This window comes from Prevotella sp. P5-92 (assembly GCF_002251245.1).
Classification (GTDB): Bacteria; Bacteroidota; Bacteroidia; order Bacteroidales; family Bacteroidaceae; genus Prevotella.
The window spans coordinates 1-13106 of record NZ_NPJG01000114.1 but is presented as its reverse complement, the minus strand read 5'-3'; the positions used below and the strand labels follow the sequence as shown (position 1 = coordinate 13106).

10 protein-coding genes are annotated in these 13106 nt (G+C 44.4%); 6 read left to right on the top strand and 4 right to left on the bottom strand.

The features are described 5' to 3' along the window. Window positions 1-103: 103 nt before the first annotated feature. Entirely contained in the window at window positions 104-1528 is a 1425-nt protein-coding gene (locus CIK99_RS11390; RefSeq protein WP_094381623.1) for an ATP-binding protein, read from the bottom strand. Window positions 1529-1876: 348 nt separating this feature from the next. On the opposite strand from CIK99_RS11390, the gene CIK99_RS11385 reads away from it, so the two are divergent. Next, window positions 1877-3298, top strand: coding sequence for an ATP-binding protein (locus tag CIK99_RS11385; RefSeq protein ID WP_094381683.1), 1422 nt, complete (start codon window positions 1877-1879; stop codon window positions 3296-3298). Between the two features lie 121 nt (window positions 3299-3419). On the opposite strand, the gene CIK99_RS11380 is transcribed toward CIK99_RS11385, so the two are convergent. Further along, window positions 3420-3947 carry a prolyl-tRNA synthetase associated domain-containing protein gene (locus CIK99_RS11380; protein WP_094381622.1) on the bottom strand — a complete coding sequence of 176 codons (528 nt, stop codon included), beginning with the start codon at window positions 3945-3947 and terminating at the stop codon, window positions 3420-3422. A gap of 16 nt (window positions 3948-3963) precedes the next feature. Next, window positions 3964-5646 carry a hypothetical protein gene (locus tag CIK99_RS11375; RefSeq protein WP_144007983.1) on the bottom strand — a complete coding sequence of 561 codons (1683 nt, stop codon included), beginning with the start codon at window positions 5644-5646 and terminating at the stop codon, window positions 3964-3966. Between the two features lie 259 nt (window positions 5647-5905). On the opposite strand from CIK99_RS11375, the gene CIK99_RS11370 reads away from it, so the two are divergent. The 4 genes from CIK99_RS11370 (at window position 5906) to CIK99_RS11355 (ending at window position 9565) form a co-directional block, all read left to right on the top strand. Next, the gene (locus CIK99_RS11370; protein ID WP_094381620.1) at window positions 5906-7903 is read left to right on the top strand and encodes a TonB-dependent siderophore receptor; all 1998 of its coding nucleotides are present in this window, start codon (window positions 5906-5908) and stop codon (window positions 7901-7903) included. Then, window positions 7900-8187, top strand: a complete 288-nt coding sequence (locus CIK99_RS11365; protein ID WP_254047791.1) for a heavy-metal-associated domain-containing protein — start codon at window positions 7900-7902, stop codon at window positions 8185-8187. Before CIK99_RS11370 ends, CIK99_RS11365 begins: the two co-directional genes overlap by 4 nt. Window positions 8188-8925: 738 nt before the next feature. Then, window positions 8926-9243: a type II toxin-antitoxin system RelE/ParE family toxin gene (locus CIK99_RS11360; protein ID WP_094381619.1), complete on the top strand. Its 318-nt coding sequence runs from the start codon at window positions 8926-8928 to the stop codon at window positions 9241-9243. 7 nt (window positions 9244-9250) lie between these two features. Further along, window positions 9251-9565 (top strand): HigA family addiction module antitoxin, encoded by a 315-nt coding sequence (locus CIK99_RS11355; RefSeq protein ID WP_094381618.1) that lies wholly within the window; start codon window positions 9251-9253, stop codon window positions 9563-9565. 216 nt (window positions 9566-9781) lie between these two features. On the opposite strand, the gene CIK99_RS11350 is transcribed toward CIK99_RS11355, so the two are convergent. After that, window positions 9782-12304: a nucleoside hydrolase-like domain-containing protein gene (locus CIK99_RS11350; RefSeq protein ID WP_158215976.1), complete on the bottom strand. Its 2523-nt coding sequence runs from the start codon at window positions 12302-12304 to the stop codon at window positions 9782-9784. A gap of 681 nt (window positions 12305-12985) precedes the next feature. On the opposite strand from CIK99_RS11350, the gene CIK99_RS16105 reads away from it, so the two are divergent. After that, a partial coding sequence (locus tag CIK99_RS16105) for a nucleotidyltransferase domain-containing protein (RefSeq protein WP_371591032.1) occupies window positions 12986-13106 on the top strand: 121 nt, incomplete at its 3' end.

Here is a 13106-nt window from a genome sequence, read left to right as displayed (position 1 = left end):
AAAGCCGAAATATGCAAGCTTTTTGTACTAAATCTCACTTTTTTCATACGATTTAGTACAAGAAGGTGGCATAAATGGGATTGGCGGCAGAACCAAAAAACTGTTATCTGAAAAGATCGTCTATTGTCAGGCGGCCTTGTATGGAAGACAGATATTTGCCAGGTTTTATTCCGCTGGATGTAATCAGTGTAAGACGAAGAGTCTTTGTGGTCTTGGTAACATCTCTGAAGAGGTCGCGTCGTTCCTTCAGATATTCCACATAGTCCTTTTTGAGTTCATAGTCGCGATCGCAATATTTCATTTCACACAAGTCGATGCACTTGTCGCTACGGTCTATTACCAAGTCAATCTGCGCCCTATGGTCTGTCGAGCGATAATACCAGGAGCATACATCGGAGGCTATGCCCGATATTCCTAATGCCTGCTTGATTTTGCTTATATGCAATATGCAAACCTGCTCGAATGCATATCCCGACCAAGCATTGCGCTGTCCAGAACCAATATTGCTCCATGCATATTCATCTTGTCCGTTGTGGTTTTTCACAAAACGAAGATAAAACAGGGTGTACATGTCGGTAAGCTGATATACAGGGTCGTTGCCCTTTTTTCCAAAAGCCTGATATCGACGCAGGAAATCACATCTCACAAGATTGTCAAGAGCTTCGCTGAGATTGCCATTGTCGGTAATCTTTAACATCTTGACTATATCTTGGCGGCTGAGGCCCATAAGCGATGTTGACAACAGCTCTACTATACGTCTATAGAGTGTAGCCTCATTAAAAAGGGACTTGAACAGGAATGAATACTCCGACCTTAATACCGCATCGCCACTAAAGAAGAGTTCGTCAACATTCTGAGTGAGAGAGAGTTCGGGACGAAGCAACGACAGATAAAAAGGTGTGCCACCAAGTATCATATATGCATCGAGCACTTCCTGGCGACTCCACTCCATATTTAGCGACTTGAGGTATTGTTCTGTTTCCAACAGTGTGAAAGGCATAAGATGCAATGGGCGAGTTACGCGGTTATGAAGTCCGCCCTTGTCGCCGAGCAGTTTGTTGGTCATCCATGTGGTGGCACTCCCACAGACTATGAGTTTAACCTTCGGGCGATTGGATGCCCATCCATTCCAGAAAAGGTCGAGTGCGCGGAGGAAGCCAGACTTAGGGGTGTCAAACCATGGCAGCTCGTCGATAAAGATGAGAAATCTGTCTTTATCCTGTAGTGATTCTATAAGATTTTGCAACAGAGAGAAAGCTTCATTCCAATCCTTGGGTTTGTTATGTCTTACACCGCTATATTTAGTAAGTTGGTTCTGCCAATGCTTCAGTTGCCCTGAACGACTCTCCTGATATACACCCGTAGCATAGAAGTCAAAATGCTCGCCGAAATACTGCTTGACAAGATATGTCTTGCCAATTCTTCTCCTGCCATAGACTGCTACAAATTCAGCCTTTGGTGAGTCATAGCACATCTGGAGGATGTCTTGCTCATGCTGTCTTCCTACTATTGAATCACAATACTTCATATACTCAGGTGTTTTATATAAACTTGGTGCAAAGATACATGTATTTTTTGAAAAAGTGGCGATAGTATGGCGAAAAGTCGAAAAAAAAGTCACTTTCCGCCATGCTATCTCCACTTTTGGGGCAAATTTCTCTGATTTTCGATACGGTTTTTGAGGGTCAGGGGACAGGTACTGAAGTGAACCCGTCCAACTTTTTGGGTTCACTTCAGTCACTTCAAGTACCTGTCCCCTGACCCTGTATGACAAAAATCGTTAATAAATCAGCGGAAACACAAAATATCTATTAGTTTCCGCATGTTTTTGCACGAAAATCATTAACTTTGCACCATGTTTTTAGACATTACGACAATGCTTATAGGTAGAGACAAAGAAAAACAACTACTGCAGAATGCTCTTTCTGAAGAGTATTCGCAATTTATTGCTGTATATGGAAGACGTCGTGTAGGCAAGACCTTTCTTATACGAGAAGCTTACGGATATAAATTTGACTTCCAGTTTACTGGTGCAGCAAAACTGACGGCAAGAAAGCAATTAGTGAGATTCCGCAGGACATTAAAAGAACATGGTCAGAAAGACACACCTGAATTAACCAATTGGGGGGATGCTTTTAGTGAACTAAAGCGATTCATCAACAACCTTCCTGAAGGAAAGAAAGTTGTATTCCTTGATGAACTTCCATGGATGGATTCACCACGTTCTGGTTTCCTGTCAGAATTAGAGTCGTTTTGGAATGATTGGGCATCTGCTCGCAAAGATATTGTTTTTGTAGTGTGTGGAAGCAGTACATCATGGATGGTGAAGAAGATCATCAAAAACAAAGGAGGTCTCCACAATCGTTTGAATCATCGTATATCTCTCAAACCATTCCCGTTGGGATTGTGTGAGAAGTTAGCACAGTCCCGAGGTTTGGTACTAAATCGCAAGCAGATGCTTGAAGCCTACATGATATTCGGAGGTGTACCTTATTATTGGAGTCTTTTACAGAAAGGAGCAAGCATAACCCAAGAAGTTGACAGGCTGATATTCTCATCTGATGGTGAACTGCATGATGAGTTTGAGATGCTGTACGCTTCACTATTCAAGAAACCGGAACCATACATTAAGGTTATAGAATTGCTGGCAAAAAAGAAGATGGGCATGACTCGACTGGAGCTTCTTGAAGCTGGTGGCTTTGATGATAACGGAGCGTTCTCTGAAATTCTTAATGATTTGGAATGGTGTGGATTTATCCGTAGTTACACCATGATGGGGTATAGAACCAAGTTGGACATCTTCCAGTTGATAGACCACTACACTCTATTCTATTACGAGTTTATTGATGGTGCACGTCAAGGCTCAAACTATTGGAAGACAATGCTTGGAAGTCCCAAATACAATACATGGTGTGGTTTGGCTTTTGAACGTGCTTGCCTCTGGCATGCGGATCAGATCAAGAAAAAGCTGGGCATCAGTGGAATATTGACAAATGAGTTTGCATGGCGTTGTCTCCCTAATGAAAAGGAGAACAGGCGTGGTGTTCATATTGACCTTTTGATCGATCGCAGTGATGGCATTATCGATGTTTGCGAGATGAAATACTCGAAGGAGCCATATTCAATAACATCCGATTATGCAGAGGAACTTGCACGAAAGCGAAATGTTTTCCAAAGTGTGACAGGTACTAAAAGCGCAGTTCATTCTATTATGATCACTACAGATGGACTGGTGCAAAACGAGCATTGGGGTGAGGTACAAGCAGATATACAATTGAACGATTTATATGAACTCTAAGCAATGGCAAACTACGGAACAACAGCGAGTTTCTCCGTGATAGCGAGATGTAGCGGTTTAGTCTCTCGAAGAATCATCGGGGACAGGTTCACTTCAAAGCCTTGGTGTCTCCATATTTTTATTACAGTTTGAGGTATTCATAGGTATTTTCCACGATAGTGAGATACCTCTCGAAGTCTTCCCGCTTTATCACTACCGTGCCTCGGCAGTCGTTGGGATGAAAGGATAGGGTAGTGGCATTGCGCAACTCGTCGTCGAGGAAGAGGTGGACATGGTTCTCAGTGTCGTTGATAAGTCCGAAAGGAGATACACTTCCCGGTTCCAATCCCAAGTATCTCATCATTCTCTCGGGTGAGGCAAACGAGAGTTTGCCGCACGAGGGTAGTCCTTGTGAAATGAGTGATTCCTTGAGTCTGTGCTCCAGATAATGTATGTCGAGGTCGTGGTCGCAATTGAAGCACACTAGATAATGCCTATTGCCCTTGTGGTTGCGGAAGAAAAGGTTCTTGCAGTGCACGCTTCCATCGGCCCTCCACCATCGCTTGGCCTCCTCGATAGTCTTGCCTTCGGGATGGTTGTAGTATGTGAATGGTATGTCGTGTTCCTTCAGATAGGTAATCACTTTCTCCTGTCTCTCGCTTATTCCCATTTGTCTTATATCTAAATTATTTAATCATTATTGACTTTATCACTGTGGCTGAGGCACCTGTGCTTCCCGTGTGTTGGAGATGGAAACCACCGAAAGTATTGGGTGATGGCATCTTGGACGTGAGGGTATGGGTGACGTCGGGGAAATTGGAGTTTGACACCTTGGCACTTATTGTATCTCCACGTGCGTATAACTCCACACGGCATCCTCTCCTGAATATGTCGCATCGTTCGGAAGTGGAAATCTTGCGTATGTCGCCATGGATGTATTCCACAAGGCAGACCTCAACAGCATGGTCGTAGTCGGGGGTGCGTACAAAGCGTATGCCATAGCCAGTCAGAGAGCGGGAGTCAAACTTTATGCAGATGTCAAGATACTGCCCAGTGGCAGATCCGAATCCTTGTCCAGCCGACTTGCATGGGTCGAGGGTTACGATACATTCCTGGTTGCCTACTTTAGCAGTCTCATCCTTAGGGGTAAACATCATCCTTGCCCCTTTCTGCAACTGCACCATCCCCCACGAACCTTCAGCTCCATCCACTCCCTCGGCATATCCCCACGAGGGGCGGGTGTTGTCAGCCTGCCAGTCGTAGTCCATTGTGTCCTTGGGCTTATGGCAATCCAATGTCCATCCTCCGGGGATGATGTCTGTTTGTATTTGCATGGCAAAGGGTGGCAACTGCAATGGCAGAGGTTCTGTGGGAGTGGGCAGGGAGATGGGCTTGCCGTTGAGAGTGCAGTCCTTCATCGTGCATAGATGTCGAGGGTCGGGACGCTTGCACCATTCTATTTTCAAACTTGGGTCGTCGCTTGTCCATCGGCAGTTTTCCAATGTTACGGGTCCGCTTACCTTATTAATATATTGTATGCCGGTGGTCTTGCTATGAATATCGCAATCATGGAATACCGCTCCCGTCTCATGGTCGGTGGTATAGAACGGCTTGCTGCTGAACAGAGTAAACCGGCATTTGTTATATACTCCCGTACCGCACAAGGCATCGTCGGTACACTCAAAATAGCAGTTGTTGAATACCGTATGTTTGGCCCCAACGAATGGGCAGAGGTTAAGTCGTGATATGAATCGACAGTTGTCAAGCCTGTAGTTGTCGCCCGCGCAGATGGCTATCTGAGCCTGCACTATGGCATCCTTTCTCCGCTTTCTGTTCTTGCTTTTGTCCTTGGGATATATGAGGTCAACATTGCAGTAATTGCCAAATGTGATATTTGCAGCCTCTACATTACTGCCAAGGAAATGAAACATGGTGAAATTGCCTTCAGCTCCTTGTGTCTGTCCGCGGTTGCAGGCAAGCACTACGTCTTCAGCACTCTCGCCAAGACCTATGAGTTTCAGTCGGTTTGCCTTTACCTCCAGGGCGTAAGGCGTTCCCTCTCCCGGATTGGGCCTTCTTATCGCCTCGTCGTCAGGGTTGTCCATCCAATACACAGATGGACAGATGTATATCTCCGTCCATAGAGAGTCTTCATCGTTATGCTTGTCGGCAAAAGTCAAGGCGTCAACTAGAGAGGCGAAAAGGAAGTGTTTCTCCTTCGCCTTCTTCGTGTCGTCCACAAGCAGGCAATGCCTGCTGGTATTCATAGTCACTCCCTTATATCTAAACGCCACCTGTGCCTCGGCAGATATGATATATGCCAATACTGCCATAATCGCTACCCATCTGTTGAATGTATTTCTTCTCATTGTCATTAATGTTCTTAATAATAGCTGCAAAATTACACAATATTTATTATTATGCGTAAGGAAAACATGAATGAAAATGGAAAAGATGTTAATATCATACACTTTTTCACTTGATTATCTCACTGAATAATTTGAAAAGTGTAATTTTGCAGCACGATTTTATATTGAAAAGTGTAATTTCTGAGGTCTTGTTTATATTGAAAAGTGTAATACCTTTGCAGCAGATTTAGAATATGGTCATAATTGTAACATAAGAGAAATGAAGAGAAAGAAGATTATATTATTGGATATACTATTGTCGGTTTTCCTTTTTTTGCCTCTATCGGCACAGGCTCAGACAACGGGGGAGACGGACAGCGTCATGCAGGAACATGATCTGCATGACGTGGTGGTGAAGGCTACTCACGGCATCCGTTCACGCTCGCGGGTTGAGAGTGTGGATATTATCGGACAAAGCCAACTCATACGTGCCGCTTGCTGCAATCTCGGAGAATCGTTCACCACCAATCCTTCCGTGGACGTAAGCTACAGCGATGCCGCCACTGGTGCAAGGCAAATCAAACTGCTTGGACTCTCGGGCACTTACGTACAGATGCTTACTGAGAATGTTCCCAATCTTCGGGGAGCATCATTGCCATATTCCCTCGGCTATGTCCCCGGTCCTTGGATGCAGTCGATACAGGTGAGCAAGGGGGCGTCGAGTGTAAAGAACGGATATGAGAGCATTACGGGACAGATAAACATCGAATTTCTGAAACCGCAGGCTACAGACGGATTTCGTGCCAACGCATATCTTGACACCGACCTGAAGCAGGAGGTGAACCTTGACGGAAGCATACATCTCAACGACCGCCTTTCCACCTGCACTCTGCTGCATTTCGAAAACCGTCAGACGGAGCACGACGGTAATGGAGACAGTTTTATGGATATGCCAAAGCTTCGGCAATACAATCTGATGCATCGTTGGGCGTATGTGTCGCCAGTGTGGATAAGCCAGTTGTCGTTGAGGATATTGAGGGATGAGCGTAACGGTGGACAGAGTGACAAGCATAGCTCAGGTATGGCGGAGCCTCTATACACCACATCCGTTGAGACCAACAGATATGAGATGCAGTGGAAAAACGGTTTTACACTCGATGCTGACCACAACACATCAATAGCCCTTATGATGCATGGCTCATGGCATGACGCATGGAACATATTCGGGAATACCCATTATGACGTCACTCAGAAGAACGCCTACGCACAGTTGATGTTCGAGACAGACTTCACGGATAGTCATAACCTCAGTATTGGAGCATCGCTCAATCATGATAATTACGACGAAAGAAGTTCTCTTCCCCTGTCTTTTGCAGAAGGTGGTAAAGAGACGACAACGGGAGTTTATGCTCAATATACATATAAATTAAGTGACAAACTCACGTTGATGCCAGGGATGCGTTGGGATTACTCTGATGTCTATGGTGGATTCTTCACTCCCCGTCTGCATGTGAAGTATTCCCCGTGGGAAGTGCTCACTCTTCGTGCCTCTGCTGGCAAGGGCTATCGCACTCCTCATGCACTTGCAGAAAACACTACGCTTTTAGCAAGCGGACGCAATGTTATTATCTCTCCCGACCTCAAGCAGGAGGAGGCATGGAACATGGGGTTGTCGGCAGGACTTAATATCCCCGTCCTCGGAAAGTCATTAGAACTTAATGCCGAATACTACTATACTGACTTTACCAATCAGATGGTAATCAATTTCGACGGGACTAAGGGAGAGCATACCATCTCATTTGAGAATCTCGACGGAAAGAGCTACAGTCACACTCTTCAGATTGACGCCACCTATCCCTTCTTCAGTGGTTTCACTGCCACAGGAGCATTCCGCCTTAATGACGTGAAATGCACATACGATGGAGAGTTGCGCCAAAAATATCTTACATCCCGATATAAGGGACTGCTCACATTGTCATATAAGACACCGATGGAGTTATGGCAGTTTGACGTGACAGGACAATTGAATGGAGGTGGAGTATTATATGACGGCAGCAAATATCCCGCCTACTTCCAGTTGCAGGCACAGATAACCCGTGAGTTCCGTCATTTCAGCATCTATCTTGGAGGAGAGAACCTCACCAACTATAAGATAAGTGACCCGATAAAATATGCACACAATCCATGGTCAACAGCCTTCGATGCCACACAGATATGGGGTCCGGTCACTGGAGCCATGGCATATATAGGAATAAGATTAAAAATCGAAAAGTTATGAAAAAAGTATTTACCACGGCATTCATTGCAATGCTTTCATTAAGTGCCTTTGCACAGACTAAGTCCGACACGCTTGTAGTAACAACAACCCCGGAGATGCACTGCGAGGGTTGCGAGAACAAGATCAAGAAGAACATCCGCTTCGTCAAGGGAACGAAGAAGATTGAGACATCAGTGCCCAATCAGACGGTAACCATCGTATATGACGGCAGGAAAACCACCTATGCCGACTATGAGTCAGCATTCAAGAAGATAGGGTATAGCGTCAAGAAGGTGAAGAAATAATGGGGGCGTTGTAATAGTTTAATTGAGTGCATCATTAGTGTCACGATTTTAGCGCGACACTAATGAACTCATTATTATGAATATTCCATATATTTTGCTGCAAATATACCGCTTTTTTATGAATTATCAAAGGGAAAGTGTTGCAAACTCCAATAATAAATGTATTACATAAATTGTGGATGGGGGGACATCGCTGAACAAGATGACAGATTTCGTTCATTTGGAATAGGGAAAGGTTTCTAACCCTTGTCCGAATCAGACATTTCAGCCATTGAGTCAGAGGGACAGGTTCCTCTGGCCCAATATACCACATCGCCAATGTTATTAACCTTACGCCCGTAAGGTTAATAACATTGGCTCATAAAGAATAATATCCTTGCTCCAGATGATAGTATATTGATTCTTTTTTGCCTATTATCTGCTTTATTATCCCCATAAAAATGAATCAGTGCATTCATCCTTCACCCTTCACCAATCGTGCCATACCCCCTGTGTTTATCGGGGTTTCGAGAGGTGAAGGTTGCCCGCAGAACCTTCACCCAACCTTCACCTCAAATATAGATTATCCATAGTACAGAAAGGTGTCATCGAAATATCAACCATGTTAATAAATGTATTATTAATGGCATTTGTAATCGAATTCTGATAAAAATTATTAATTTAATGCCAAAATATTCACTAAAATAGTGAATTGTTGGTCGTTTTTTTGTAATATTGCAGGCAAAAAGGGATATTTGTATGATTATAAAGTATGGTAAGGAATACTTGAAAGAACTGTATGAGGAAGGAAAGTGCGGTGACAGAAGATACCGCTTTCAACCTCAGATAGTGAAGAAATATCAGAAGCGTGTTGATACCCTTATAGGAGCGACACGCAAAGAAGACTTGTTCCCTTTTAAATCGTTGAATTTTGAAGCATTGCATGGTGACAAAGAAGGTATGTTTTCTATTAGAGTTGATATGCAATACCGCTTGGAGTTTTCTTTAGAGGAGGTCGGCGGTGAATCTTTGGTCACAATATGCCAATTGGAAGAATTGTCAAATCATTACAAATAATAGCAATATGGAAAGAACTACATATAGAATGCCGACGCATCCAGGTGATGTCGTTAAGGAAGAATTGGAAGAGAGGGGAATATCCCAAAAAGAATTCGCCTCACGTACAGGTATCTCATATACAATGCTGAATGAGATTCTCAATAGCAAGCGTCCGATTACGAGTGAAATTGCTCTTGTAATAGAGGCTGCTTTGGGTATTAACCCGGAATTGCTCATAAATATGCAAAGCCGATATAATATGGTACAGGCAAGAATGAAACCTGCGATAGAATCTAATTTGGCGCACATCCGCAAGGTTTGTGCCTCGTGGTTGTTATAGACCATAGGCTGGTATGATACCAAGGATTAAGACGCTTTATCCGAAGACAAGGATTCCATCGTGGTCAATTCTCGCTGCGGGCGACTGAGCCAAAGATATGCATTGAACGCACACCATATTTAGACATTATTTCATCCTTGTATGGAATGATTTTGCTGATACATTCTCTTCTCGTAATCATAAGCGTTGTATGTTTAACCGCTGCAAATATTCGCATTAATCCTGGGTTTCGATTATTGCCTTAGTCACATTAGTGTCGATATTCTTTTTGCCCAAAAGGAATTTGTCCACGAATGCCTCCACCTCAGGATATTGGCTCAATGGCAGTTGGCAATGGGGATGACCACCCACGATGGAGTAGCCCATGCGGTCGGCAATGCCAAAGGTGTTCCATACTTCACGAGCAGCTTTCGACGACTCGTAGTTTGAGCGTTCGGCCATCCACTCATAATCGGTATTACCGAGTACGAGCAATGCGCGAGGCGCAATGAGTGCCGCCAGTTCATGATGATCTATCGGCAGACGGTCAACACAGTCGGAAAAGCGGCGCATGCTCTCCTTGAACCATGCGTAGTTGGTGCGTCCTAATGTCTCAACGTTGCCCAATGTCTCCGACACTCGCCACGAGTTGACACCACCTCCACCAGGCTCTTGTGCTATCGTCAAGGCTATGCGCTCGTCGAGAGCTCCGGAAAAGAGAGCCATCTTACCGGCAAATGAGCAGCCTGACACGGCTATGTGGCTCATGTCTATCCTTGACTCCTTGCCCACTATTTCCAGCCCGTCTATAATGCGACTAATTCCCCAAGGCCAAGCGCAATAGGCTCCCATCTCTGTTTGGTCGGGATAAAGACGGTTGATAGGCTCCTGTCCGCGTTTCTGTGTATGGGACATCACCTGACTGAAATTAAAGGCTATCTGCGCCACACCTCTTTTGTCGAATATCTCCCTTGGCAGTGAACCAGTTCCGAATCCAATGCCTATGATTGCAGGGAAGGGGCCATCACCTTCGGGATATTTGATAGAGGCTGTGAGTCGCAATGTCTCCTCGCCCACTCTAACATCCACTACGAGTGTATCGTTGATAATGTGAGCTTTCATCTGCTCTTTCCTTACCTTAGGTTTTTCGCCTATTTCATAGTGATACAACATCTGCATAATCTCCGAACGACGACGCTCCCAGTCTTTGAAGTCGGTTGAACGCCCACTGCCGTCCGCCCATGCGAAGGGGTCGGGCAGTTCGGGTATGCTTGGCAACTCCTCGAATGCCTTCATCTTTATGCTTGGATAGCCCTCCGCTGTATTTTCCTTATTGTAAACAAGAGGTATGCTATTCTTAGCCTCATCACTCGGACAAATGATGATTCGTCTGTAACCTACAAGAGACATCTCCTTGTCATCACGCACCTCGCATACGACATGGGTGTTGCCCGTCTGCATGTTCTGAGGCATGGTGATTGCTACCTTAGAACCTTGTAGCTCAAGTTTTATGTCGGGATTTGCACTAATGTCTTTCTGAATCCACCAATTAAACGTCAGTTTGTCGCCATTAGGGTCGTAGGATTTCGATGCGTCAAGGATTATTCTCTCCCCAGGATTTGCCTTTATGCTTATTGGGGCCAATCCTTGGATGCCGTTGACAATAACCACGGGATTATGATTACCCTTGCCCTTCTCAGCCCATTGCATTCTTGCGATAAAGTCGTTGACTATGTCTTGATAGAATTTTTCCTCGTATGAGCGCGAAATGCGTTTCTGGGGCTGCTGCCAGTTGGTCCAAGCTATAGTTACAGAATCTGGACACATGTTGCGGCGGAAACATCCAGCCCATCCTATCTGTTCGGGATGGTCGGCATCATGAAGTCCGTTGGGCATGATATTGAGGAAACTCGGAGTGTCGCCCTCCACTCCCCATTTGAACGTTGGATACACCTTGCCGAGATTCCCTTTCCCCTGGATATGAGTGGCATATTGCTGCCATCCCTTGCTACCCAGTTCGCATTGTGTGAGCCATGCACTTTCGTCCCATATAAACATCAGGTCGTCGGCAAACTCATTTCTCAGCCATTGATGCGAACTGTAGGCACGGTCCATTCTCATGGCATACACCATGTCTTGGTCTGTTATTGTGAATACTCTCAGTTTGTGCAGAAACTTTTTGAGTTCCTCAGCCGAGCGTTCCTTTTTCACTCGCCATATAGCCTGTGCCAATGTGTTTCCGCCTCCCCAGCAAGTTATCCACAAAGGTCGGGGGTCATCCTCATCTACTAATTTTATTATTAGGTTGCTTCCCGGGGTGTCGTTGTCATCGCCAATAACCTTTATTCCCGAGCGTTGACTACCCATTGCAACTCGGCTGCGCAGGTATTCCACGCTTGGCCAATAACCGATTGTCTGTTGCCCCTGTTCCTTGTCCAATGACAGAAAACGCTTCTGACCGGATCGCTTCATGAGTTTCCTCACGTCCTTCCCGTATGCATCTAGCACACGATATAGCGAGTCGGCCCATTCAGCAGGATATGGGTCACAATTCCATCCTGTCGTGGTGATAAGAGCCTCAATCTCGTATTGGTCGGCATATGCCATAAGTCTCACCATCGACTCCATGTCGTCAGGTTCAAGGTCGCCTGGAGCGATGTCGGTCAACACCACTAATCTCGGTTTCAAAACAGCCTCCCCATTGGCAAAGGCTAATGTGTTGAAGAATATCAACACTAATAAGGTAATAAGCTTTTTCATTTCTCTATTCTTTGGCATTTCGTTTTTTTCTCATAAAACTAACTTTCTTTTTGTCATTATATCAACGGAGTCATAAAAACAGGAAGTAGAGTATAAGTTGATTTCGGGTGCAAATATACTACTTTTTCTTCTTTCCCCAAATTTTTTATAGCCAAAATCAAGGTTTCCCCGAAATCTTTATTGTTCAAAATCCCAGTTTCCCCGAAATCTTAACCTAAATAGAATCACGTTCCAATCCGTTTAGAAAGGAGACAGAAGCGGCTATCGACTTGATTAGAATCTGCTTCCGAATTGTAAAGTGCTGAATATCAACACTCCCAAAAAGCAAAAAGTACCAAAAGAAACAAACTGGAAACAAAAATTTCAAAAACCCCAAAATGAAAACATCTGCTTAACATATCTTAACACGGAAATGAACGGAAATTTTCATTTTCTATCATTTTGTGCTGCGTTCCTGAAGGTGCAAAATCAGGTATTGTGAACCTTATTGTCGTTTCAGCAATCAGGTTGAAAAAATGGCTTTAGTTGGAAAAATGTGCACGAAAAGTGGGCTTTTCAGGTGGCATTTTATAGTATTTTCTGCGAAAATACAGTTGTATGTTTAACTTTCTACGTATAAGTCTCTTTAGTCTCACGGAATTTTATTAACTTTGCACCAAAGTTTATTTTAATTGCAATTTTATGGTCACTTATTTTGATGCATGTGAGATTCTTGAAATGCTGTCTGAAGCATCTGTAAAGGTGTTTCTGGACGGCGGTTGGGGTGTCGATGCACTTATAGGCAGAGAAACAAGAATACATA

Bases quoted from the DNA above. Each gene is read 5' to 3' on its own strand.
- CIK99_RS11375 (WP_144007983.1), bottom strand. From the start codon at position 5,646: ATGAGAAGAAATACATTCAACAGATGGGTAGCGATTATGGCAGTATTG.
- CIK99_RS11385 (WP_094381683.1), top strand. From the start codon at position 1,877: ATGCTTATAGGTAGAGACAAAGAAAAACAACTACTGCAGAATGCTCTT.
- CIK99_RS11350 (WP_158215976.1), bottom strand. From the start codon at position 12,304: ATGAAAAAGCTTATTACCTTATTAGTGTTGATATTCTTCAACACATTA.
- CIK99_RS11360 (WP_094381619.1), top strand. From the start codon at position 8,926: ATGATTATAAAGTATGGTAAGGAATACTTGAAAGAACTGTATGAGGAA.
- CIK99_RS11390 (WP_094381623.1), bottom strand. From the start codon at position 1,528: ATGAAGTATTGTGATTCAATAGTAGGAAGACAGCATGAGCAAGACATC.
- CIK99_RS11355 (WP_094381618.1), top strand. From the start codon at position 9,251: ATGGAAAGAACTACATATAGAATGCCGACGCATCCAGGTGATGTCGTT.
- CIK99_RS11380 (WP_094381622.1), bottom strand. From the start codon at position 3,947: ATGGGAATAAGCGAGAGACAGGAGAAAGTGATTACCTATCTGAAGGAA.
- CIK99_RS11370 (WP_094381620.1), top strand. From the start codon at position 5,906: ATGAAGAGAAAGAAGATTATATTATTGGATATACTATTGTCGGTTTTC.
- CIK99_RS11365 (WP_254047791.1), top strand. From the start codon at position 7,900: ATGAAAAAAGTATTTACCACGGCATTCATTGCAATGCTTTCATTAAGT.